The 22897-nt window shown below is 71.1% G+C and carries 19 protein-coding genes; 5 read left to right on the top strand and 14 right to left on the bottom strand.

Going from position 1 to position 22897, the window contains the following annotated elements; all coding sequences use genetic code 11:
* Positions 1-46 precede the first annotated feature (46 nt).
* From ACFYV5_RS24310 to ACFYV5_RS24325, 4 genes are read right to left on the bottom strand one after another with little or no spacing between them, the layout of a single operon-like run.
* Positions 47-511 (bottom strand): GNAT family N-acetyltransferase, encoded by a 465-nt coding sequence (locus ACFYV5_RS24310; protein ID WP_355115629.1) that lies wholly within the window; start codon positions 509-511, stop codon positions 47-49.
* Positions 508-2004 carry a tripartite tricarboxylate transporter permease gene (locus ACFYV5_RS24315; RefSeq protein ID WP_355115627.1) on the bottom strand — a complete coding sequence of 499 codons (1497 nt, stop codon included), beginning with the start codon at positions 2002-2004 and terminating at the stop codon, positions 508-510. The genes ACFYV5_RS24310 and ACFYV5_RS24315 overlap by 4 nt, the downstream gene beginning before the upstream one ends.
* 3 nt (positions 2005-2007) lie before the next feature.
* Entirely contained in the window at positions 2008-2523 is a 516-nt protein-coding gene (locus tag ACFYV5_RS24320; RefSeq protein ID WP_355115626.1) for a tripartite tricarboxylate transporter TctB family protein, read from the bottom strand.
* A complete protein-coding gene (locus ACFYV5_RS24325; RefSeq protein ID WP_389171766.1) occupies positions 2520-3503 on the bottom strand; it encodes a Bug family tripartite tricarboxylate transporter substrate binding protein in 984 nt (327 codons plus the stop codon). Before ACFYV5_RS24325 ends, ACFYV5_RS24320 begins: the two co-directional genes overlap by 4 nt.
* A 122-nt stretch (positions 3504-3625) precedes the next feature.
* Here ACFYV5_RS24325 and ACFYV5_RS24330 point away from each other — a divergent pair, with 122 nt between their 5' ends.
* Entirely contained in the window at positions 3626-4294 is a 669-nt protein-coding gene (locus ACFYV5_RS24330; RefSeq protein WP_389171769.1) for a response regulator, read from the top strand.
* 23 nt (positions 4295-4317) lie between these two features.
* Here ACFYV5_RS24330 and ACFYV5_RS24335 read toward each other — a convergent pair whose 3' ends face one another.
* Positions 4318-4911 (bottom strand): TetR/AcrR family transcriptional regulator, encoded by a 594-nt coding sequence (locus tag ACFYV5_RS24335; protein ID WP_389171772.1) that lies wholly within the window; start codon positions 4909-4911, stop codon positions 4318-4320.
* A gap of 63 nt (positions 4912-4974) precedes the next feature.
* On the opposite strand from ACFYV5_RS24335, the gene ACFYV5_RS24340 reads away from it, so the two are divergent.
* The gene (locus ACFYV5_RS24340) at positions 4975-6924 is read left to right on the top strand and encodes a protein kinase (protein WP_389171775.1); all 1950 of its coding nucleotides are present in this window, start codon (positions 4975-4977) and stop codon (positions 6922-6924) included.
* A 244-nt stretch (positions 6925-7168) separates the two neighbouring features.
* Here the strand turns inward: ACFYV5_RS24340 and ACFYV5_RS24345 are convergent, their stop codons facing one another.
* The 3 genes from ACFYV5_RS24345 to ACFYV5_RS24355 all read right to left on the bottom strand — a co-directional run bounded on the left by ACFYV5_RS24345 (position 7169) and on the right by ACFYV5_RS24355 (position 10098).
* Complete coding sequence (locus ACFYV5_RS24345) at positions 7169-7657, bottom strand: tyrosine-type recombinase/integrase (protein ID WP_389171778.1); 489 nt, start codon at positions 7655-7657, stop codon at positions 7169-7171.
* A 165-nt stretch (positions 7658-7822) separates the two neighbouring features.
* Positions 7823-8365 carry a hypothetical protein gene (locus ACFYV5_RS24350; protein ID WP_389171780.1) on the bottom strand — a complete coding sequence of 181 codons (543 nt, stop codon included), beginning with the start codon at positions 8363-8365 and terminating at the stop codon, positions 7823-7825.
* The gene (locus ACFYV5_RS24355) at positions 8362-10098 is read right to left on the bottom strand and encodes a hypothetical protein (RefSeq protein ID WP_355115614.1); all 1737 of its coding nucleotides are present in this window, start codon (positions 10096-10098) and stop codon (positions 8362-8364) included. The genes ACFYV5_RS24350 and ACFYV5_RS24355 overlap by 4 nt, the downstream gene beginning before the upstream one ends.
* Positions 10099-11158: 1060 nt before the next feature.
* Between ACFYV5_RS24355 and ACFYV5_RS24360 the strand changes: the two genes are divergently transcribed.
* Positions 11159-12190 (top strand): lytic polysaccharide monooxygenase, encoded by a 1032-nt coding sequence (locus ACFYV5_RS24360; RefSeq protein WP_389171783.1) that lies wholly within the window; start codon positions 11159-11161, stop codon positions 12188-12190.
* A gap of 15 nt (positions 12191-12205) precedes the next feature.
* Here the strand turns inward: ACFYV5_RS24360 and ACFYV5_RS24365 are convergent, their stop codons facing one another.
* The 3 genes from ACFYV5_RS24365 to ACFYV5_RS24375 form a co-directional block, all read right to left on the bottom strand.
* Positions 12206-13066, bottom strand: a complete 861-nt coding sequence (locus tag ACFYV5_RS24365; RefSeq protein WP_389171786.1) for an esterase/lipase family protein — start codon at positions 13064-13066, stop codon at positions 12206-12208.
* 247 nt (positions 13067-13313) lie between these two features.
* Positions 13314-14273 carry a hypothetical protein gene (locus ACFYV5_RS24370; protein ID WP_389171789.1) on the bottom strand — a complete coding sequence of 320 codons (960 nt, stop codon included), beginning with the start codon at positions 14271-14273 and terminating at the stop codon, positions 13314-13316.
* Positions 14270-17773 (bottom strand): DNA polymerase III subunit alpha, encoded by a 3504-nt coding sequence (locus tag ACFYV5_RS24375; protein WP_389171792.1) that lies wholly within the window; start codon positions 17771-17773, stop codon positions 14270-14272. Before ACFYV5_RS24375 ends, ACFYV5_RS24370 begins: the two co-directional genes overlap by 4 nt.
* Before the next feature lie 149 nt (positions 17774-17922).
* On the opposite strand from ACFYV5_RS24375, the gene ACFYV5_RS24380 reads away from it, so the two are divergent.
* Entirely contained in the window at positions 17923-18960 is a 1038-nt protein-coding gene (locus tag ACFYV5_RS24380; RefSeq protein ID WP_389171795.1) for a DUF3533 domain-containing protein, read from the top strand.
* Positions 18961-19042: 82 nt separating this feature from the next.
* A complete protein-coding gene (locus tag ACFYV5_RS24385; protein WP_389171798.1) occupies positions 19043-20014 on the top strand; it encodes a GNAT family N-acetyltransferase in 972 nt (323 codons plus the stop codon).
* A 105-nt stretch (positions 20015-20119) separates the two neighbouring features.
* On the opposite strand, the gene ACFYV5_RS24390 is transcribed toward ACFYV5_RS24385, so the two are convergent.
* The 3 genes from ACFYV5_RS24390 to ACFYV5_RS24400 form a co-directional block, all read right to left on the bottom strand.
* The gene (locus ACFYV5_RS24390; protein ID WP_389171801.1) at positions 20120-20827 is read right to left on the bottom strand and encodes a hypothetical protein; all 708 of its coding nucleotides are present in this window, start codon (positions 20825-20827) and stop codon (positions 20120-20122) included.
* A 99-nt stretch (positions 20828-20926) separates the two neighbouring features.
* The gene (locus ACFYV5_RS24395; protein ID WP_355115602.1) at positions 20927-21817 is read right to left on the bottom strand and encodes a S1 family peptidase; all 891 of its coding nucleotides are present in this window, start codon (positions 21815-21817) and stop codon (positions 20927-20929) included.
* Positions 21818-21990: 173 nt separating this feature from the next.
* Entirely contained in the window at positions 21991-22845 is an 855-nt protein-coding gene (locus ACFYV5_RS24400) for a S1 family peptidase (RefSeq protein WP_355115600.1), read from the bottom strand.
* Between the last annotated feature and the right edge of the window lie 52 nt (positions 22846-22897).

The following is a 22897-nucleotide window of genomic DNA, read 5'->3' on the forward strand; positions in this document are numbered from 1 at the left end:
TGTCGCCCGCCAGGGATATCGGATCAAGCCGCCGACTGTCCGAAACTCACCCTATCGGGGGCGCGTTGAGCACCTTCCGGTAATGAATACGGTCGTACGGTCCGTCCAGGCGCCGCTCGACGAGCTCGTAGCCGTACCGCTCGTACAGCTTCTGGTTCTCCCACATCAGCGCGTTGGTGAGCAGCCGCACCTCGGGCAGGCCGAGGGCGCGCGCCCGCGTCTCCACCCAGTCGAGGAGCAGCCGGCCCACCCCGGTGCCCTGGGCATCGGGGTGGACGGCGATCTCGTCCAGGTAGAGATGGTCGGCCTCGGGGATCACCACCACCAGGCCGACCACCGGTTCGCCGACGACGAAGACCCTCCCCGCCGCCACGTTGGCCGCGTGGTCGTACTCCATCGGAGCCGGTACGAGACCGATGCGTTCGATGTAGTGGTGGAAGGCCGCGTCGGTCACGGCCTTCACTGCGGGCACGTCGGTGGCGACGGCCGGGCGTGGTGTCTCCTTGATCATGCCGACACGTTACGGCGGCGGATGATCACCTTCCTCAGCAGGGGCCAGGCCAGCAGGAGCACGATCACGGCATACACGGTGACGGAGAACGGGGTGTCGACCAGGCCGGTCAGCGAGCCGTCGCTGATCTGCAGGGCGCGGCGCAGCTGCTGCTCGGCGGCCGGGCCGAGGATGACACCGATCACGGCCGGCAGGACCGGGAGTCCGTAACGCCGCATGCCGAATCCGATCAGGCCGATGATCAGCAGGATGACCAGGTCGAGCGCCTCGCCGCCCACCGCGTACGCGCCGACGGCGGCGAAGAAGAGGATGCCGGCGTAGAGGTACGGACGCGGGATGCGCAGGAGCTTGGCCCAGACAGGCGCGAGCGGCAGGTTGAGCGCGAGGAGCAGGACCATGCCGACGAAGAGGGAGGCGATCAGGCCCCAGACCAGGTCGGGTTCCCGCTCGAAGAGCAGCGGCCCGGGCTGGATGCCGTACTGCTGGAAGGCGGCGAGCATCACGGCGGCGACGGCCGTCGTCGGCAGGCCCAGGGTCAGCATGGAGACGAGCGTGCCGGCCGCCGAGGCGGAGGCGGCGGACTCGGGTCCCGCCACGCCCTCGATGGCGCCCTTGCCGAACTGGTCCTTGTGCTTCGAGAGCCGCTTCTCGGTGACGTACGAGAGGAAGGTGGGGATCTCCGCGCCGCCGGCCGGGATCGCGCCGAAGGGGAAGCCGATGAGGGGACCGCGCAGCCAGGACTTCCAGGTGCGCCGGACGTCGTCCTTGCCGAGCCACGGACGTCCGACCGGTATGGCCTCGCCCGCCGTGCGGCGCAGATGGGCGGCGACCCAGAGGGCCTCGCCGATGGCGAAGAGGCCGACCGCGACGATGACGACGTCGATGCCGTCGGCCAGCTGGAGGGAGCCGAAGGTGAGCCGCTGCTGGCCGGTCATCTGGTCGAGGCCGACCAGGCCGAGGGTGAGGCCGATGAGGAGCGAGGCGAGCCCGCGGATGCGGGAGGAGCCGAGGACGGAGGTCACGGCGATGAACGCGAGGACCATGATGGCGAAGTAGTCGGGTGCGCCGATGTCGACGGCGAGGGCGGCGACGGTCGGGGCGAGGGCGACGAGCAGCAGCGTGCCGATCATGCCGCCGGTGAAGTGGCCGATGGCGGCGGCCGCGAGCGCCTGTGCGCCGCGGCCCGCCTTGGCCATGGGGTTGCCCTCCATGGCGGCGACGACGGCCGCGCTCTCACCCGGGGTGTTGAGCAGGATCGAGGTGGTGGAGCCGCCGAACATGGCTCCGTAGTAGATGCCGGCGAACATGATGAAGGCGCCGGTCGGTTCGAGTCCGTACGTCACCGGGAGCAGCAGCGCGACCGCCATCGCCGGGCCGATGCCGGGCAGGACGCCGATGGCGGTGCCGAGGAGCACGCCGATGGCGGCCCAGAGCAGGTTCATCGGGGTCAGGGCGGTACCGAACCCGTCTATCAGGGAGTTCAGTGAGTCCATGGGTCAGAGCACTCCCATCAGCGGGCCGCCGGGCAGCGGAACTCCGAGCAGGTTGTTGAAGACGACGTAGGTGAAGAGGGAGAGTCCGGCGGCGATCAGCGGGTCGCGATGGAGGTGGCGGCTGCCGAGGGCGTAGGCCGCGCCCCAGAAGAGCAGGGCTCCGGCGACGGGGAAGCCGACCGGTCCGATGAGGACCGCGAAGGCGAGGAACACTCCGGCGAGGAGCAGGACCGTACGCCAGTCGCTGGGTTCCGAGAGGTCGATGTCCTCGCCGCCCTCGGCCTCGCCGCGGCCGCCGCGCAGGACGTCGATGGCGAGGAGGACGGCGACGACGAGCAGACCGGCGCCGACGACGACCGGGACGGTCTTGGGGCCGACGGGTCCGCGCTGGGTGATGTCGACGCTCATGGTGAGGGCGTCGGTGAGGACGAGGACGCCGATGACGAGGAGAAGGAGGCTGACGCCGAGCTCGCTGTGCTCGCGCAGCCAGGACTTCTTCGCTGTTGTCGTGCTGCTCACAGACCGAGCTCCTTCAGCACCGAGGCGACGCGCCGGTCCTGTTCGGCGAGGAAGGTGCCGAACTCCTCGCCGGGCAGGAACGCGTCGTTCCAGTTGTTCTTCTTCAGCGACTCGCGCCACTGCGGGGAGTCATGCAGCTTCGTCACGAGGCCGACGAGCTTCTCGCGTTCGGCGTCGGAGAGTCCGGGCGGGGCGACGATCCCGCGCCAGTTGATGAACTCCGTGTCGAGTCCGGCCTCGCGCAGGGTGGGGGCGTCCAGGCCGGGGACCCGCTCGGCGCCGGTGACGGCGAGGAGCCGCAGCTCGCCGGACCTGATCTGGTCGAGGTACTCACCGACGCCCGAGACGCCGAAGGCGACCTTGTTGCCGAGGATGGAGGCGAGGAGCTCGCCGCCGCCGTCGAAGGGGATGTAGTTGACGCTCTTCGGCGCGATGCCGGCGGCCTGGGCCATCAGCATGGGGGCGAGGTGGTCCGGTCCGCCGGGCGAGGAGCCGCCGCCGACGGGCAGCTTGCCGGGGTCCTTCTTCCAGGCGGCGAGCAGGTCCTGGATGGTCTTGTACGGGGAGTTCTTGCCGACCACGACGATGTCCTGCTCCATGGTGAGCCGGGCGATCGGAGTGGTGTCGGCGAGGGTCTTCGGGGTCTTGTTGGTGTGGACCGCCCCGACGACGCCGAGGCCCATGGACATCGCGAGCCGGCCGTTGCCGTGCTCGCCGACCAGCCGGGTCAGGCCGACGGTGCCGCCGGCGCCGGGCAGGTTGAAGACCTCGATGTCGGTGGTGAGACCCGCGTCCTCGGCGTTCTTGGCCGCGGTGCGGGCGGTGATGTCGTACCCGCCGCCGGGCGTGTTGGGGACCATGAACCGCAGGCCGGGAATCTGTGTGCCGGTGTCGGAGCCGCTGCCGGTGGAGAGCAGGGGCGGCCCCACCAACACCAGCAGCGCGGCCCCGAGCAGGGCGAGGGGGGTGCGCAGACGCACGTGTGCCGCCTCTCGATAGGGACTGTGAAGTGGCCCACATGTTGCCTGCGCGTTAAGAAGCTGTCTCTCTTCCGCAATCAACGGACGTTGTGGTCCTTGTGGTCGCGACCTAGCGTGTCGGCGTGACAAAGGTGCTGGTGGTGGACGACGACTTCATGGTCGCGAAGCTGCACAGCCGTTATGTGTCGGCTGTCGACGGTTTCTCCGTCGTGGGGGTCGCGCACAGCGGCGCGGACGCGCTGCGCCTTGCCGACCGGCTGCGCCCCGACCTGGTGCTCCTCGACATCTTCCTGCCCGACATGGACGGGATCAGTGTGCTGCGCGAGCTGCGCGGGACCGGTCTCGCCGTCGACGCCCTGTTCATCACCGCGGCGCGGGACGCGGGCATGATCCGCTCGGCGCTGCGGGCGGGGGCGCTGCACTATCTGATCAAGCCGTTCAACCAGGCCGCCCTGCAGGAGCAGCTGCGGCACGTGGCCTCGCTGCGCACGCGCCTGGACGCGCTGGACGAGGCCCGCCAGGAGGACGTGGACCAGATCTTCGGCACCCGCCCGCCGGGCTCGCGCGAACTCCCGAAGGGCCTTGCCGCGCCCACGGCGGAGCTGGTGGACGGCATCCTGCGGGCGCATCCGGAGGGCCTGTCGGCGACGGAGTGCGCGGAGGCGGGCTCCTTGTCCCGGGTCAGCGCCCGGCGCTATCTGGAGTACTTCGCCGAGACGGGCCGGGCGGAGATCACGCTGCGGTACGGGGGAACGGGCCGCCCGGAGCGGCGCTACCGGCGGCTCGGCTGACCTCAGCGGGCTGGGCTTCGCGCTCAGGGGGCCAGTGAACGCCAGATCCGGTCCGGCAGGATCCGCGCGGCCGCGTCGAGATCGACGTCGTCGATGCCCGAGAGCCAGCGGCGGACCACGGCGACGACCGGCCCGAGGACCAGGGACTCGATCAACGGCAGCGGAAGAGGGGCGATCTCGCCGGATGCGACGCGGGGCTGGATCCACTGGGCGAAGGCCGAGAGCCTGGCCTCCTGGGCGTCGCGCAGTTCCCTGCCCTGCGCCATGCCGATGCGGTCGGCCGTGGAGGAGTGCAGGAGCAGGGCGGCGTCCCGGTGTTCCTGGATGAACGTCAGATAGGTCCGGACGAGGGCGCGGATGCCGGTACGAGCGGTACGGGCGCTCTGCAAGGACGTCGCGAGCTCGGTCAACAGGCGGCTGAGCCAGCGGTACGTCAGCGCGGCGACGAGACCGTCGACGCTGCCGAAGTGGTGGTAGAGGCTGCCCAGACTGACGCCGCTCTCCCGGGTGACCGCGCTGACCGTGATGCCCCGTTCCCCCTCGGCGGCGTACAGACGCAGCGCGGCGTCAAGGAGCAAGTCGGCTGTCTGCTCGCCGCGTTGCTGCTTGGGGCTCATGGTGTTCTTCTCTCGAACTAGAGTAGGTTTCTAGAAAATGATTCCAATTCTAACGGGGTTCGCGTGGTGGAGCTGAGGGGGAGCGGGGCCCAGCCGCTGGAAGCGGAGGATCCGCTCAGGATCGGGCCGATTCCGTTGGCGGGCCGGCTCGGGGTCGGAGGCATGGGGCGGGTGTACCTCGGCGTCCACGAGGGCCGGTACGTCGCCGTCAAGCAGCTGCTGGCCTCCGTCGTCGGCGAGGACGCGGACTTCCTGCGCCGGTTCGGGCACGAGCTGGACAACCTGGCCCGGCTGCCCGCCGGGGCGACCACGCCGCTGCTGGCGAGCGACCGCACGGCACGGCCGCCGTGGTTCGCCACCGCGTACGTACCCGGGCTCACCCTGCGGGAGGCGGTGGACCTGCACGGCCGCGCCCTCCCCGCGGAGGCGTTGTGGCTGCTGTTGCGGGAGGCGGCAGCGGGGCTGGCGGCGGTGCACGCGCTGGACATGGTGCACCGGGACCTGAAGCCGTCCAACGTCATGCTGACCGTCGACGGACTCACCCTCATCGACTTCGGCGTCGCGCGGGCGGCCGAGCAGAGCCAGCTGACCAGGACCGGCATGGTCGTGGGCACGCCCGCCTACATGGCGCCCGAACAGGCCTCGGGCACACGGGGGTTGAGCGGCGCCACCGATGTGTTCGCGCTGGGCTCGGTCCTCGCGTACGCGGCGTGCGGCCGGCCGCCCTTCGGTGACGAGTCGGGGCATGGCGTGCTGTACCGCATCGTCCACGAGCAACCGGACCTGGCGCCCTTGCGGGCTCTGGACCCGGACCTCGCCGACGTCGTCGCCACCTGCCTCGACAAGGACCCGGAGGGCCGCCCGACCGCCACGGAACTCCTCGAACGCGCCGAGGAGCGCTGCCCGACGGTCGGCGGGACGCTGTGGCCGGCGGGCATCGCCGAGCGGCTGTCCGAGCGGGCCGCCTTCGCCGCGGACGTCCAGCGGATCGACGTACCCACGATCCCGCTCGTCGGCGGAGAGCCGGAAGCGGGAGCGGAAGCGGAAGGGAAGACGGCGAGGGCGCCGGAACCGGTGACGGAGCCTGAGCCGAAGCCCGAAGCCGCGCTCGGCCCCGAGAAGCCGGAGAAGACGGAGAAGGCGGAAAAGCGGGAGAAGTCGGAGCGCCGTCGTACCCGCATCGCCCTCGCCGTCCTCCCCGTCGTGGTGGTCACCGGCGGTACGACCCTCGCCCTCCAGTACCTGCCGCACACGTCCTCGCCGGGCACCGACGCCGGGGCCGCCCCGTCCACCTCGGTCTCTGCGCCGGTCGACCCGACGGCGCCGACGACGGCCGGAAGCCCGTCGGGCACGACGTCACAGCCGACGCCCCCGGGCAAGACCCAGGGACCGGGGGCGACGGGCGGGCCCGCGGGCGCGGTCGCCGGTGGCGCCGCGACCGGCTCACAGAACGGCGCGGGCGGAAGCTCCGCCTCCGGAGGCTCGGGTCCCAGCACCTCCGGAGGCTCGGGTCCCAGCACCTCCGGCGGCTCGACCACGTCGGGCGGAACCAGTACCGGTGGCTCCAGTACCTCCGGCGGATCCAGTACCTCCGGCGGATCCAGCACGTCCGGCGGCGGGGCGCCACCCCCGACCACCGCTCCCCCCGCCTCCGGTACGGGCCCCTACCGCTACCGCAACGGCGACAACGGCGCGTGCATCGTCCAGGTGTACGGCTCCTCGGACCACGGCAGTTGCTCCGACTCGACCGCCCGGTGGACCGTACGCAGCGCGTCGGGCGGCGGCTTCACGCTGGTCAACAAGCAGACGGGCGGGTGTCTTTACGCCAACATGCTCGGCCAGGCCGTCTTCGTGGGCGACTGCGCCCAGAACGCCGCCGTGTGGAGCTCGGGCGCGAACGGCAGCCTGCGGAGCGTCTCCAACGGTGGTTGCCTCGACCTGGCCATGGCCAGCGGTCTGGTGACGTCGACGTGTGCCGGCGAGGCGTCCCAGCGCTGGACGCGGCTCACATAGGCCGACGGGACACGGTGTCTGTGGTGCCGCTTAGAGGCTCCGTAAGTGAGGACCTTCGGAGCCCCCCGGTCGAAAGCGCTGGTCACACAGTGTTCTGCGCCCTTCCTCTCCCCGCAGCGCTCGCTGCGGGGAGCCATAGAGCGAGCCACCGGAATGGAGCAGGGGTCTACGGATGCGGGTCCACATCTTCAGGGAAGATCGCGTCCATGGCCTCAGCCCCTTGAGTGATGACAGGGCGAATCTGCTAGCGGTAGACGCGTTCCGTGATCTCAGTGGTGCTATGTCCCGCCACTCGGGCGATCACCTCGATGGGAATCCCGTGATCCGACAGGACCGACACAAAGCTCGTCCTGAGTTCCCTTGGCGTCCAGGCCTCGGGATTCTCGAACCCCGCCTCTCCGAGCAGGACCCGAAACGCTCGCCGAACGTCGTGGGCGCTGCGCTGCTCGCCACTGTCCGTGCCGAACACGAAATCTTCGTCGCTCCAGGAGAGCCCCAGGGCTGCCCTCTGCGACTGCTGCGCGCTCCTCAAGGCTCGAAGGACCACAACAAGCTGGTGCGGCATGGCCAAGGTCCGCCGGCTCTTCAGCGTTTTTGTTTCCCCTCTGCGCCGTACCGAGCGCCAGACCTCCACGTGGGGCACCGTGTCGGCAGGTACGTCCAGCTTCACGTGCCTCCACTTGAGTGGCCTCACTTCTTCGGTCCGAATCCCTTGAGTCCCTGCTTCAGCCATTCCGATACGGCCTGCTCAACCGTGTAGCTGGCAGAGGTCTTGACCCCTGCTTCCAACTCCTTCCTCAGCTCCCGGGTCCCGGTGTGGGCGCGCGGTCCGACAGATCAGGCTGCACGTTGAAGGAGGCCGTTCTCTGCCACCACTGCGGTATGCCGTTTCGCGCTCTCAGGGCGAGAGGCCAGGCCTGTGCCACCGCGCGACGAGGTCGGCGCTCACCACGAGAAGGGACCCCTCTGTAAAGGTGATTTCGTGCGAGACGCCTTGCGGATGCGGGAGCAGTTCGTCTAGTTGGAGATCTCCCAGCCGGGGCGGTCCATCGGCGCGCTCGGTGAATGGGGAGGCATCGGCCACCTCCGCGAATCCGACCGCTTCCGGGGGTTCGGCACTGTCGGCACTGTCGACGTTCACCCGGAAAGACCGGACGCCCGAATATCGGACATACAGACCGCCTTCATGCTTCCATTCGTTCGGGGCCAACGACAGCTCAAGCGACACGCGTCCGTGATCGTCAAAAAGGTTTACTCGATGCAGTGTCAGGTCCTTGACGCAGCGTGAACTGCCGAAGTCGTAGTGGTCAGGATCCGAGGCGAACTCTGCTGCACCGGTAGGTAGGTCGGGCAGTAGCCCTGGGAGGACGCGGAGGTATTCCCGAGGATCCAGGTGAAATCCGTACACGTCCGCCAGTGGTCGCACGTTGACGTACTTCATCGGCAGCCGCCGGTGATCCGGGGACGCTTCCAGTTGTCGCCCTTGAGGTTCCCCGTACCCTTGGGGCCAATGCGGCCATCGGCCCTCATCTGGGACACTGCCAGCCCCTTCAGGAGATTGTAGGTTTCGCGCGGCACCGTCACGTCGGCACTCTTTCCGTGCTTGGAGAACCATCCGGTGCTGCCGAAAACTCCGATTTCCTTGCCGTTCTTGTAGACATGGATTTCGAAATCCGACGTACTGCCGATCTCAAATCGGTCCAGCCGACCAGTGTAACCGCTGCCGAAGTTCAGCGGATCCTTCTTGCGTGCTGCCGTACGCTCGGTTTGCAGTCCGGTGTCTGTACGCATCTGCTGCACGCCCCCGCGCGAGGAGGCCTCCGGCGCAAGGAAACGGGAGCTCGATGCATGCGGGGCGGAGCACGGCTCAACACCTTTGCGCTCCTTGCCGACCTTCTCCACGAGCCTCTTGACCTCGACCGTGGCCAGGGCTCGTGCGTTGATTGCGGAGTTGGCCTGGAGAGGGATCGTGTACTGCACGGGCCGGCCGCCGTTGGCGCGCGAGCGGGCGCGGGCCTCGGCCTTTTTCTGCGTCTCCACCGAGGCGAAGGTGGCGCCCGCCGCCGGGCTGGAGCAGGTGAGGCTGCCGGAGACGCCGCTGCCGGTGACCGGGAACGTCGCCGGTGGGCTGGTGCAGCTCCCGCCCGAGCGTCCGTCAATGGTGAAACTGGAGGTCATCACCGCAGTGACCTGACCGCCCGTCAGGCGCGACTTGGCGTTCGCGGTGATCTGTCCCGAGAAGCTTCCCGTGGCGGTGCAGCCGCCGGAACTGCACCGCACCGACCCTCCGCCCTGTAGGGACAGGGAAATGCCGCTGTCTTCTGCCTGGCTCAGCTCCTTGGTCTGCTTCTCCAGGGTTTCGTACATCGCGGGGGCCTTTTCGGGACCGACCGGCTCAAGGTCCAGTGCCTGGGTGTCCTTGCCGTCGAACAGCCCCTCCCCCGCCGTCATTGCGCCGCCGTCGGCCGTGACGGTGTGGGCCACGGTCCGCGCGACACTGTCCGCCGCCGTTCGCCCGCCGGACGGCGTCGCCCCCGATGCCGCGGCCGCGGGCGGCTCCAACCGCAGTAGCCGGTAGGGCTCGTGGGCCGTGATCACCATGCGCCCGGCAGAGGTCTCGAGCGCCTGGGCGGGAACACCACCGACGTCCCTGCGCTGGGAGGCGTATCCGTCGCCGCTCGGGGCGGCCTCGAGGTCGGCCAGGGCCTGCAGCAGCGAAGCAGCGAGCTCCGGGGGCGCCGGCCGGTGTTCGGTCAGCTCGTCAGTGAGCCCGTTGTCCTGGCCCGTCCCGGCGTCCCACCTGCTCGGCTTCTTCTCACCGACCTTCGCTGCAGGGTCCAGACGCCACCGGGTGAACGTCTTCCCTCCGACGCTCAGGAACTCACGGTCGAGTTCCTCACGGCCGAATCCGGTACTGCCGAAGCGGCTCCCGGCGGAGGTGACGGTAACCTCGCGCTTCATCAGACCGCCCGGCAATGCGTCCTTGTAGCGCAGTCCCGGAGAGGTGACGAGGTCGACGAGGGCGAGACGGTAAGGCGCGAGCAGCCGGATGTCGGCCTTCGCCTCCCGCTTGCCGCCAACCGCCGGACCGCGGGTGCCGTCGCCGCCGAAGAGGACGAGTCCAGCGACGAGCGCGAGGACGAGGACGCCCACGACCGCGGTGAGAAGCAGCACCGCACGCCTGCCCGCCGGGAGGCGGGGACCACGGCCCCCGCCAGGCGGGCCGGGCGGATACGGTGGCAACGGCGGGAACTGCGGCGTCCCGCCGGGTATGCCGGACGGCACCGGCGGGACGGGTGTGCCGTTGCCTGCCGCCCACAACCCACTCGGCGGTGGACCGAACACGCTCTGGCTCCCCCGGTCCTCGTGCTGCTCCCGCGCTGCCATCCGCTCCCCCGAACTCGCCGCCAGCCGCCCCAGCGGTACAGCCACTGGAGACCACTGCGCCCCCCTGCAACCTTGAACAGTGGAACTCTTCCGGAAGCTGGTGCGACCAGCAACACTCTTTCGCGCCAAAGGCCCTCCAGTCATGAAGTGGGAGACACCCTCAGCGGCTGGGACAGTTGGCCTCACAGATTTCAGCAGCGACTTTGAGGCGAGCCTCAAGGTCAGTGCCTCTACCTCGTGCAAATTGTCGCTCGGTGCATATGTACGCAGCGTGTGCTTGATGTGATCAACGAGATGCAATGATCTCTGAATCACATTCTTTGAAATCATTGCCTCAAGGATCGTGGCGTCGTTAAGCCACAGCCTCATATTCTTGCGAACCACTTCGTAGACTCTCGAAGTCAAGGTCAGACAGCTTTCGCAGATCGAGCGAGTCCACGCCTCATCACCCTTGGGGGCGACGCACAGAGCGCACCCCCTGGCCAGTCGAGTGTGTCTGTTCCTCGGTGGACCAACGGTGACCGGTTGGCGGCGCTACCCAAGGGAGAACCTTCGAACCGTCCGCTCCCACGAGTAGGCACCGCTCCCTGTGTGGCTCCCCGCGAGAGCCACACAGGGAGCCAACGGATACGACATCTGGCGGACGCAGGTGGACGTCCGCGGACTGGAAGAGCAAGCCCGACCAGCACCTCGACGCAGAGCAGCAGTTGCTTCCTGAGCCGCCGCTTAGAGGCTCCTTAAAACGACCATAAGGATCGCCGTCCCGGCGCCCCGGCCGCCGTTTTCGCGCCGTCCGGCGGCTAGCTTGCTGAGCAACCCCACACACCTCCTGAAGGAGTTGCTCAGCATGTCCGTTCGCCGCCGCACGGCCGCCACCGCTCTGTCCCTCGGCATCGCGCCCCTCGCGCTCGCCGGTCTGGCCGCCGCACCCGCCTCCGCCCACGGGTCGATGACGGACCCGGTGAGCCGCGTCTCGGCCTGTTACGCGGAGGGGCCGGAGAGCCCGGATTCGGCGGCGTGCAAGGCGGCGGTGGCAGCGAGCGGGGCGCAGGCGTTCTACGACTGGAACGCGGTGAACATCGCCAACGCCGCCGGGAAGCACCGCGAGCTGATCCCGGACGGCAAGCTGTGCAGCGCCGGCAACGACAAGTACCGGGGGCTCGACCTGGCGCGCGGCGACTGGCCGGCCAGCCCGCTGAACTCCGGCACGCACACCTTCCGCTACAAGGGGACCGCTCCGCACAGGGGCTCCTTCGAGCTGTACGTCACCAAGGACGGCTACGACCCCACCAAGCCTCTGACGTGGTCGGACCTGGAGGAGAAGCCGTTCGCGACGGTGACCGACCCGCGGATGGAGAACGGTGACTACGTCTTCGACGGGACCGTGCCGAACAAGTCCGGCCGCCACCTCATCTACTCGATCTGGCAGCGCTCCGACTCCCCCGAGGCGTTCTACACCTGCTCCGACGTCGTCTTCGGAAAGGACAGCGCCGGTACGGCTCCGGTGGCGTCCGCGCCGACCGACGAGGAGATCGAGGACGGAAAGGACAAGTCCTCCGTGGAGCACGGCGGGCACGGCGACGACAAGGCCGAGACCGGGGCGAAGGAGACGGCCGCCGCGCCGGCCGCCACGACCACGACCTCCGCCGCGCCCGCATCCTCGGAGCCGGCCACGCCCACCACGCCTGCCGCGCCCACCGCGCCCAACGAGCCCGCCGCCGCCGGTTCCGGCCCGGGTGAGAGTCTCGCCGAGACCGGGGGCGACGCCGCGACCCCGTACATCGCGGTCGGCGGCGCCGCCGTCCTGGCGCTCGGCGCGTCCCTGCTCTTCGCGGCCGTCCGCCGCAGGTCGGCGCCCGCGGGCCGGCACGGCCGCTGATCCGTACCCCTGACGTCAGCCGATCACGGACGCGCAGGTGGTCGGGGTCGCGTGGGCCGGGTCGAGCGCGTTGGTCACCTCGTGGAACGTGACCCGGTCCACCGTCCCGATCGCCACGTGCTCCGCGAGGTCCAGGGCGCACTTGTCCTGGATGACGACGTTGGTGACGTTCGGACCGTCGAGGAAGCCCGAGCGGTACGGGGTGACCACCTCGTCGTACTTGGTCGTGATGACCGTGTAGGTGACGCCCGGGACGGTGTCGCCACCCTCGTTGAGCTTGGTGAGGAACGGTGAGCCGGCCACCTGGTCGGCGAGGCCCGGGGTGTTCTCGGTGATGAACTTCTCGACGCCGGGGAAGTACGGCAGCAGTTTGGTGAGGCCGAGGAGGTTCGTGCCGTGGTTGTCGGGGGCGATCCCGACGAGCGCGTTGACCTTCTCGGCCCCGCCGAGGAACTTCAGGTAGTAGCGCGGCATCATGCCGCCCTGCGAGTGCCCGACGAGATCGGCCTCGGCCGCCCCGGTCGCGGCGAGGACCCTGTCCACGTACGCGTCGAGCTGTTCGGCGGACTTGTCGACCGGGCCGAGGCCGTGGAAGAAGGGCACGTTCGGCAGTTGGCCGTAGTCCAGCGAGAAGACGCAGTAGCCCCGGTTGACCAGGTACGGCGCGAGGACCAGCCAGTTGTCGACGGAGTTGCCGAAGGTGCCGTGGACGAGGACGACCGGGCGGGGATGGGCGGCGGAGGGCTTGCAGGAGAAGTCGTTCCAGCCCCGGCTGGGGCCGGTGTCGGCCTGGGCCGAGGCCGTGGGGGCGAGGGTGGCGGCGGCGGTCAGCAGCAGGACCGAGAACGCTCTGAGGGCGGGTTTCCAGGGCAGCATCGTGCGATCTCCTTGCGGCTCAAGGGAAATCTGTGACGAACGACGGCAGATAGCCATGCGGCCCGGACCACACGCGGGGATTGCTCTGCTCATGCCAAGCTACGCAGGAGTAGCCGCGACAGGGAAGTTACGCGTCGGTAAAAACTGACTTCTCGTCAATAAGGAGTAACAGCCGAACGTCAGGCCGCGAGTACGCCCGGCACGATCGTCGCGTTCAGACCGTGAGCGCGCCCAGCGCCTCGCCCCGTCAGGCCGCGAGCGAACCCGGCACGATCGCCCCCGGGCCGAACTTCTCCCGCGCCCGGTCCGCCACCGCCTCGAGCCGCCGGGCCTTCTCGTCCGTCGGATCGAAGGTGAGCTGATGCGCGGCTCCCTCCGCGGGCGCGAGCCCCTCCGCGCGCAGCGCGATCCCCCGCACCCGGGCCCGCTGCAGCCCGAACGAGTCGTGGATCGCGTACGCGAGGGCGGTGAGCGCCGCCGAGTGGGCGGTCGGCTCGGGCAGCGTACGGGTCCGGGTGGTGGTGGACCGGTCCGCGTACCGCACGGTCACCGTCAGGGAACGGCACACCTGCTTCTCCGTACGCATCCGGGCGCCCAGCTCCCCGGCGAGGGCGAGCAGCGCCCTGCGATGCGCCGAGTGGTCCAGCTCGTCCTGGGGGAAGGACCGTTCGGCCGCCATCGAACGGGAGAGCGCGTTCGGCACGACGGCGGTGCGGTCGATCCCCCGGGCCCGCTCCGCCAGCTCGCGGCCGGTCTTCGCGCCGACGAGCCGCTGGAGCACGGCGAGCGGCGCGTCCGCGACCCGGCCGATGGAGTCGAGTCCGTACGCGCAGAGGGTACGGGCGGTGGCGCGGCCGACCCCGTCGAGCGCGGCGACCGGGCGGTCCCGCAGGAAGGCGGCCGGGTCCTCGACGACCAGGGTGGCGCCGGGGCGCGCCTCGCGGGCCGCCATCCGGGCCAGCATCGGGTTCGGGCCCGCCCCGATGACGCAGTCGACGCCGTACAGGGCGAGCGCCCTGACCCGTACCACCGAGGCCAGTTCGGCCGAGCTCCAGCCGAAGTAGCGCAGCGCGCCGCGCACGTCGGCGAGCAGGGTGTCGGGCGGGGCGGCCTCGACGACCGGGGTGAACTCGCCGAGCAGGCCGACCAGTCGCGGAAGCACCGCTTCGTCCATGGGTTCCAGCCGGAACCGTACGCAGAGGATCATCCCGCGCTCCCCGGACTGCTGTGCCACAACTTCCGCGGCGGGGTCGCCGCGCCCTCGCCGGCCGGCTGGAGGTCGGCCCAGGGGTTCATCTCGTACCCGGTCGACATCCTGACGCGCCGCCCGCTGTCCGTCCGCTCGCCGGCGCTCTCCGGCCGGACGGCCAGCCGCTCCCCCACCGCCTCAAGGCCTCCGGTCGCCCGCAGGTCGACCAGCTCGGCGAGGTTCCAGGCCGCGGACCCGACCACGCTGAGGCTGCGCGGTCCGCGCCGCTGCACCACGCCCCGGACGAGGAGCAGCCAGGAGTGGAAGACGGTGTGGGCGCAGGCCTCGTGGGAGTCGTCGAAGAAGGCGAGGTCGACCAGGCCCGTACCGTCGTCGAGCGTGGTGAAGATGACCCGCCTGCCGGAGCGGATCGGTGGGGTCTGGGTGGCCGCCTTGGCGCCCGCGACCAGCACGGTCTGCCCGTGCGGGGCCTCGCGCAGCCGCTTGGCGGAGACCACGCCGAGTTCACGCAGGAAGGCGTGGTGGTCGCTCATGAGGTGGCGCGAGGCGTCCATGCCGAGCACGCCCAGCTCGGCGCTGAGCCGCTCCGACTCGTCGAGGTCGGGCAGACCGATGGGGGCGGTCTTGCGGCCCTGGGCGAGCGGGAGCTGGCCGCCGTAGGAGGCGGCTCCGCGCTGGACGCGGTGGAGTTCGGTCACGTGCAGGAGCAGATCCCGGCGGTTGGCGCCGAAGGCGTCCAACGCGCCGACCTGCGCGAGCCGTTCGGCGACGGGCTTGCGCGGACGGGCCCGCTCCCAGAAGTCGAGCAGTGAGGCGTAGGGCTGTCCGGCCTCGATGCGCGCGCTCTCCGCCTCGCTGATGCCGTGGACGTCGGTGAGGCCGAGCCGGAGCCCCCACCGCTCCGGTGGACCGGACACCAGTTCGATCCGATGAGCGACCGCGGACCGGTTCACGTCCAGCGGCAGCACGGGCACCCCGCGCCGCCGCGCGTCGGCGAGCAGCAGCCGCTTCGGATACATCCCGGGGTCGTGGGTGAGCAGCCCGGCATAGAAGGCCGCCGGGTGGTGCGCCTTGAGCCAGGCCGACTGGTACGTCGGCACGGCGAAGGCCACCGCGTGCGCCTTGCAGAAGCCGTACGAGCCGAAGGCCTCCACGATCTCCCAGGTGCGGGCGATCGTCTCGTAGTCGTACCCCCGCCGCTCCGCCCGCTGGGCGAACCAGACCTTGATCCGCCCCTCCGACTCGGGGTCCGAGAGCCCGCGCCGGGCCTGGTCTGCCTCGCCCCGGCCGCAGCCGGTCATGATCCGCACGATCTCGATGATCTGCTCGTGGAAGACGACGACGCCGTACGTCTCCTTCAGCGCCTCCTCCAGGTCCGGGTGCGGGTAGCGGACGGGGGCCCGGCCGTGGCGGGCCTCGATGAACGGGCGGACCATGTCGGCGGCGACCGGCCCCGGCCGGAAGAGCGAGATGTCGACGACGAGGTCGTGGAAGGTGGCGGGCTGCAGCCGGCCGACCAGATCGCGCTGGCCCGGCGACTCGATCTGGAAGCAGCCGAGGGTCTCGGTGGACCGGATGAGCTGGTACGTCGCCGGGTCACCGGGCGCCACCCGCGCCGGGTCGTCGAGGTCCACCCGCTCGCCGCTCGCCCGCTCGATCTCCGCGACGGCGTGGGCCATCGCGGACTGCATCCGCACTCCGAGCACGTCGAGCTTGAGCAGCCCGAGGTCCTCCACGTCGTCCTTGTCGAACTGGGACATGGGGAATCCCTCGCCGCTGGTGGGCACGACGGGGGTACGGGTGAGCAGCGAGGCGTCCGAGAGCAGCACCCCGCACGGGTGCATGGCGATGCCGCGGGGCAGCTTGTCGAGGGCCTCGACCAGCTCCCAGAGCTTGCCGTACTTCTCCTTCTCCCTGGACAGTTCGCGCAGCTCGGGCAGCTCCTCGAGCGCGGCGAGGGCGTCGCGGGCCCGGATGTGCGGGAACGCCTTGGCGATCCGGTCGATCTCGGCCGGGTCCATGGAGAGGGCGGCGCCCACGTCCCGTACCGCGTGACGGACCCGGTAGGTCTCGGGCATGGCGACGGTGGCGACCCGCTCGGTGCCGAAGCGGTCCATGATCGCGCGGTAGACCTCCAGGCGGCGGGCGGACTCCACGTCGATGTCGATGTCGGGGAGTGCGGTGCGGTTCTTGGAGAGGAAGCGCTCCATGAGGAGTCCGTGCTCGACCGGGTCGGCGTGCGCGATGCCGAGGAGGTGGTTGACGAGCGAGCCGGCGCCGGAGCCGCGCGCGGCGACCCTGATCCCCATGCTCCGCACGTCGTCGACGACCTGGGCGACCGTCAGGAAGTAGGTCGCGAAGCCGTGGTGGGCGATGATGTCGAGCTCGCGGTGCATCCGGTCCCAGTACACGCGCCGCTCGGGGCGGCGGTCGTGGCCGCGCAGCACCATGCCGGCGGAGGCCCGGGAGGCCAGCACGCGCTGGGCGGTGCGGTGCTCGGCGCCGACGAGGTACGGCTCGGGGAAGTGGGCGGAGCCCATGCCGAGGTCGTCCCGGGGGTCGACCACGCAGTCGGCGGCGGCCGCCAGGGTCTGGTCGAGCAGCCGGTGCGCGGTGTCCCGGCGGAAGCCGGCCGCCTCGACGATCCGCTCGGCGGTGGCCAGCATGTCAGCGGCGTCCTTGAGCCAGGCCTCGCCACTGTCGAGCTCCTTGCGGGGGTCGATGGGGACGAGGCGGCGGGCGGAGTCGAGGACGTCGGCGACGGGGCCCTGGCCGGGGTCCGCGTAACGGACGGCGTTGGTGAGGACCGGGCGGACACCCTGCTCGGCGGCGAAACCGACGGTACGGGCGGCGAGCCGGAGGGAGCCGGGGCCGGCCCCGGAGCGGCCGTGATGGACGGCCTCCAGGCGCAGGGCGTCGCCGTACCGCTCGCGCCAGGGGACGAGGAGCCGGGCGGCCCGGTCGGGGCGGCCGGCGGCGAGGGCCTGGCCGACGTCGGAGGCGGGCCCGAGCAGCACGGTCAGGTCGTCGCCGTGATGGGCGTCCCAGGGCAACAGGGGACTGTCGGTCGTGCTGCTTCTCGCCGTCCCCGCGCTCTCGTCCCGGGCGTGGGCGGCGCTGATCATCCGGCAGAGCGCGGCCCAGCCGGCCCGGGAGCGGGCGAGATAGACGACGCGGGGCGCGGACTCGTCGACGAAGGCGCCACCACGGACGGGGACGCGGCGCGCGGAGGTCCGGCCCGGACCGCCGGGGCCGGCGTCGGGGCCGAGGCCCGAGCCGGCCGGTTCGACCGCGAGGTTCACGCCGAACAGGGGGCGCACCCCCTCCTCCGCGCAGGCCTTCGCGAAGCGGACCACGCCCGCGACCGTGTCCCGGTCGGTGAGGGCGAGGGCGTCCATGCCCCGCTCGGCGGCGCGCCGGGCCAGCCGCTCGGGGTGCGAGGCGCCGTAGCGCAGGGAGAAGCCCGATGCGGTGTGCAGATGCGCGAACCCCGGCATGTGCACCTCCCGCATAGATTCGTACGTACGTTCCCACCCCCTCCTTCTCACCCTAACCCATTTCGAACGTGCGTACGATACGCCGCGCGCCTCATCCGTTCGGCCCCATCCCACCTGCGCGAACACCCCCGGCCCCGGAGCGTGGGGGCATGAGTCTCGTCGATGAACTGAAAAGCGCCGTCACCCCGCGAGCAGCCCTGCTCGTCGTCGGCGTGTTCGCCCTCCAGCTGCTGTTCATCGCCTCGTACGTCGGGGCGCTGCACAACCCGAAGCCGAAGGACGTGCCCTTCGGCGTCGTCGCGCCGCAGCAGGTCTTCGCCCAGCTCATCGGGCAGCTCGAGAGACTCCCCGGCGAACCGCTCGACCCACGGACGGTCACGGACGAGGCCGAGGCGCGGAAGCAGATCATGAACCGGGACCTCGACGGCGCCCTGGTGGTGAACCCCGGCGGGACCACCGACACCCTGCTCGTCGCCTCCGGCGGCGGAACGGTGCTCTCCTCCGCGCTGGAGACGCTCTTCACCCGGGTCGAGGGCGCCAACGGGCGCACGATCAGGACGGTCGACATCGCCCCCGCCTCGACACAGGACTTCGACGGTCTCTCGGCGTTCTACCTGGTCGTCGGCTGGTGCGTCGGCGGCTACATCTGCGCCGCGATCCTCGCCATCAGCGCGGGCTCCCGGCCCGCGAACCGCGAGCGCGCGATCATCCGGCTCGGGGTGCTCGCCCTCTACTCGGTCCTCGGCGGCCTCGGCGGCGCGGTCATCGTCGGCCCGATCCTGGGCGCGCTGCCCGGCAGCGTCGCGGCCCTGTGGGGTCTGGGCGCCCTGGTCGTCTTCGCGGTCGGCGCGGCGACCCTGGCCCTGCAGTCGGTCTTCGGCATCGTCGGCATCGGCCTGGCGATCCTGCTGATCGTGGTCGCGGGCAATCCGAGCGCGGGCGGCGCCTTCCCGCTGCCGATGCTGCCACCGTTCTGGAACGCGATCGGCCCGGCCCTGCCCCCGGGCGCCGGCACCTGGGCGGCGCGCTCGATCGCGTACTTCAGGGGCAACGACATCACCGGCTCGCTCCTGGTCCTCTCCGCCTGGGCCGTCGTCGGCAGCGTGATCACGCTGGTCATGTCCTCGCTGAAGCGCACGCCGGAGTCGGAACCGATCGCCGAGGAGGTCACCGCGGCGACTCCCTGAGCGAAAAGCGCTGGCCCACCGGCCGAGAGGCCGCTACGTTCGCGAGGCAGTTCCGGCCGCCCCCGAACCGACAAGGCTCTCCGTGACATTCGTTCGCCCCGCCCGTCCCGACGAACTCCCCGCCCTGGTCGAACACCCCGGCGACCCCGAGCGCAACGCCGCCACCCGTGCCTATCTCGGCCAGCTCCTCGACAGCGGGTGCACCCGGCCCGAGTGGTGCCTGGTCGCCGAGGACGGCGAGGGGCGGCTCAGCGGCAGCGTGGTGCTGTGGACCATCCCGGGGCACGAGGTCCCGCTCGCCGTCGTGCTGTTCGAGGCGCCGACGGACGCACCGGAGACCGGGATCGCGCTGCTCGACGCGGCGGCCGCCATGGCCCGGAAGCTGGGCGCGACCGAACTGGGGCATGTCGTCGACTCCCCCGCGCAGGCGCCGCAGTTCCAGCGGGACCCGGAGCGCCGGGGCGAGCTGCTGCGGACGGCCGGATACGGAGTGGTCCGCGACGGGCGGCGGTTCCGTCTCGACGTGCCGACGACCGGGGAGCCGCCCACCGACGGCCTGCCCGCCGACGATCCGCGCCTCACCTTCCGTTCGCTCGCCGAACTCGGCCCCGAGCCGTTCGTCACCGTCCTGGCGGAGCTGCTCACGGACACCGCCGACGCCCGGCTCGCGGACGACGTACGCCGGCACGGGCCGCGGCGCGCGGCCGAGCTGCTCTTCGAGGAGACGGCCGAGCTGAAGCACGAGCCGGAGTGGTGGGAGCTCGGGTACGACGCGGACGGCACCGCCGCCGTGATCAGCCTGCCCGCCGAGAACCCCAGCGTTCCGGTGATCGGTTTCGTCGGTGTCGTCCCGGCGCACCGCGGCAAGGGGTACGCCGGCTCGGTCGTGATCCGGGGCACCCGAGTCCTGGCCGCCGCCGGGGCCACGGAGATCCGCGGGGACTGCGACGCGGCCAACGTGGCGATGGCCAGGGCCTTCGAGCGGGCCGGGTACGTGAACATCGCCGACCGGCTGGAGTTCGCCCGCCCGCTCGGAGAGCTACGGGCGGAGTAGGCGCGCCGAGGAGGGTTCGCCCCTCCGCTCCCCACCATGGAACGGCCCGGCCGGCGGGTCGCACGCCCTGCCCCGCGTCCTGGAGTGGCTAGGGAGCCGGGAGGCTCAAGGGACCGGCGGCACGTAGCCGCCGGACCGCGCCCCCTTGAGACAGTCCATGATCCGCTCGTGGCTGTCGCCGACGGTGTCGACGACCCGCACCCGCAGATAGAGGGCGTCGACCTCCTCGACGAAGCGCCGCGAGAACGCCCCGACCATCACCGTCTCGTAGGTCCCGGTGCCCACCAGCGGGGTGTTGCCCATGGTCCTGATCTGGAAGTCCTCCCCGACGGTCAGGCCGGCGGCGGTCAGGACGGCCACGGCGCCCGCGGTGTCCGTCCACGGGGTGGCGGCGGGATCGGGATCGCCCTTCAGCACGACCCGGGACTCGTAGCTCTCCACGACGGCGGTGTGCTGGCCGCCGTTGAAGAGGCCGACCTGCCACTCGACGGCGTTCCCCCGCAGGTGCCCGGTCGTCCAGTCGCTCCGCCAGCCCAGATAGGGCCGTACGGTACGGGCGTACTGCGCCCGCGCCAGGACCGCGGCGGCGGCCACCGCCAGCAGGCTGCCCAGCGGCTCCATGTCCAGGAGCTGCAGCCGCCAGGGCCAGTCCGTCCTGGCGGCCTCCGTCATGTTGGCGCGGACGATCTCCCAGCCGAGGACGGCGGTGAGCAGGGCGAGCAGGACGATCGGCGCCGTGTAGAGCAAGGGGCTGCGCCGGACCCGTCGCTGCGCGTCGGACTGCGGTATCGGTCCACTGGGCCGTACGGTCACGTGCTCTCCCCCACCACGCGTCGGTCCCCCGGCCGTCGTGCGGCCGGGGGACCTGATCCACTGCTGGGTGTCATGGTGCTACGGAGATACGGCCTCCGGCTAGTACACGCTGACCCCGTACGCGTTCAGCGCCTCGGTGACCGGCTGGAAGAAGGTCGTGCCGCCGGTGGAGCAGTTGCCGCTGCCGCCGGAGGTGAGACCGATGGCGCGGCTGCCCGAGTAGAGCGGGCCGCCGGAGTCACCGGGCTCGGCGCACACGTTGGTGCGGATCATGCCGTACACGATGTCGCCGCCGCCGTAGTTGACCGTGGCGTTCAGGCCGGTCACCGAGCCGCTGTGGGTGCCGGTCGTGGAGCCGCGGCGCGTCACGGACATGCCGACGGTGGCGTTGGCGGCGCTGGTGATGTCGACGCTGCCGACCGTGCCGGACTTGGTGACGGTGCTGTTGGTGTACCGGACGATGCCGTAGTCGTTGTTCGGGAAGCTGGATCCCGAGGTGGAGCCGAGCACGGTGGTCCGGCCGGAGTTGGCGTACCAGGTGCCCGCGCCGTCGGTGCAGTGACCGGCGGTCAGGAAGTAGTAGTTGCCCGCGCTGTCGCGGACGTTGAAGCCGAGGGAGCAGCGCCAGCTGGTGGCGTAGATCGCGTCGCCGCCGGAGATCAGCTTGTTGAACCTGCCGGGGGTGCGCTCGACGCGGATCGCGCCGGCGTTGGCACCGGCCTGGCGCTTGATCTTGGCGATCTCGGCCTGGGAGACGGTGGAGTCCGCGGTCACGACCAGGGTGTTGGTGGCCTGGTCGACGTGCCAGGCGGTACCGGCCACATCGGCGGCCAGCACGGCGTCGCCCGCGGCGGAGAGCTGCGACGCGCTGAAGGTCTGCGCCGTGTCGGCGCTCGCGGCGGGGACCGCGACCGCCGCCGCGGCCGCGAGGCCGGTGGCGACGGCGAGCAGACGGACGGTTCTCGTGGGGGTGGTGCGCTTGATCCTCACTTGTCGTTCCTCCAGAGGGGAATCGGGGGTCCGCAGTGGGGTGCCGGACCCGTGAGGCGCGGCCCGAGGCCGGCGCTGTGGGGGAGTCTCGGGCCGCCCGGGACGGTGCCGCAAGGGCGCCTTTCGGCCGTACGACGGTCAACTACCGGGCGGCTCAAGGGCTTTGATGCGACTCAGTAGAGGCTGACCCGGTACTTGGCGAGGGCCTCGGGGACCGGCTGGTAGAAGGTCGTGCCGCCGGTGGAGCAGTTGCCGCTGCCGCCGGAGGTGAGGCCGAGGGCCTTGGTGCCGTCGTAGAGCGCGCCGCCGGAGTCGCCGGGCTCGGCGCAGACGTTGGTCTGGATCATGCCGCGCACCGTGCCGCCGCCGGAGTAGTGGACCGTGGCGTTCAGGCCGGTGACGGTGCCGCTGCGGGTGCCGGTGGTGGAGCCGGAGCGCTTGACGGGCTCGCCGACGTAGGCGTCGGCTGCGGTGAAGCCGCCGGGGTGGGCGAGCGAGGTGTTGTCGTAGCGGACGAGCGCGTAGTCGTTGCCGGGGAAGCTGGACCCGGTGGTGGCGCCGATCAGCGTGGACTGGGCGGAGTTGGCGTACCAGGTCTTCACCACGTTGCCGCAGTGGCCGGCGGTGAGGAAGTAGTACGTGCTGCCGCTGCGCACGTTGAAGCCGAGCGAACAGCGGTAGCCGCTGCCGTAGATGGCGTCACCGGGGCCGAGCAGGGGCTTGAAGACGCCCGGGGTGCGCTGGACGGTGAGCGCACCGGCGTCGGCCCCGGCGGTCTTGCGGATCGTGGCGATCTCGGCGTCGGAGACGGTGGCGTCGGCGGTGACGACGACGCGGCCGGCGGCCCGGTCGACGTACCAGGCCGTTCCTCCGACGTCGGCCTTGAGCACGGCGGCGTCGGCGCGGGCGAGCTGGGCCGCTCCGGCGGGCCCGGGGACGGGGGCCGCGTGGGCACCGGGCAGGGCGAGGGCGGTGGCGGCCGCCAGGCCCGCCGCGACGGCGAGCAGTCGGGTGCTCTTGATCCTCACTTGTCTCACGTGTCTCCTCAGGGGAAGAGCGGAGGGGCCCGTGGGTGGCGGG

Origin of the sequence: Streptomyces sp. NPDC003035, assembly GCF_042888285.1 — a bacterium.
In the GTDB taxonomy this organism is placed as follows: Bacteria; Actinomycetota; Actinomycetes; order Streptomycetales; family Streptomycetaceae; genus Streptomyces.

Coding starts and splice junctions, on each gene's coding strand:
- ACFYV5_RS24380 (WP_389171795.1), top strand. CDS start 17,923: ATGAGTCTCGTCGATGAACTGAAAAGCGCCGTCACCCCGCGAGCAGCC.
- ACFYV5_RS24310 (WP_355115629.1), bottom strand. CDS start 511: ATGATCAAGGAGACACCACGCCCGGCCGTCGCCACCGACGTGCCCGCA.
- ACFYV5_RS24365 (WP_389171786.1), bottom strand. CDS start 13,066: ATGCTGCCCTGGAAACCCGCCCTCAGAGCGTTCTCGGTCCTGCTGCTG.
- ACFYV5_RS24350 (WP_389171780.1), bottom strand. CDS start 8,365: ATGAAGTACGTCAACGTGCGACCACTGGCGGACGTGTACGGATTTCAC.
- ACFYV5_RS24360 (WP_389171783.1), top strand. CDS start 11,159: ATGTCCGTTCGCCGCCGCACGGCCGCCACCGCTCTGTCCCTCGGCATC.
- ACFYV5_RS24345 (WP_389171778.1), bottom strand. CDS start 7,657: ATGGCTGAAGCAGGGACTCAAGGGATTCGGACCGAAGAAGTGAGGCCA.
- ACFYV5_RS24375 (WP_389171792.1), bottom strand. CDS start 17,773: ATGCCGGGGTTCGCGCATCTGCACACCGCATCGGGCTTCTCCCTGCGC.
- ACFYV5_RS24315 (WP_355115627.1), bottom strand. CDS start 2,004: ATGGACTCACTGAACTCCCTGATAGACGGGTTCGGTACCGCCCTGACC.
- ACFYV5_RS24370 (WP_389171789.1), bottom strand. CDS start 14,273: ATGATCCTCTGCGTACGGTTCCGGCTGGAACCCATGGACGAAGCGGTG.
- ACFYV5_RS24335 (WP_389171772.1), bottom strand. CDS start 4,911: ATGAGCCCCAAGCAGCAACGCGGCGAGCAGACAGCCGACTTGCTCCTT.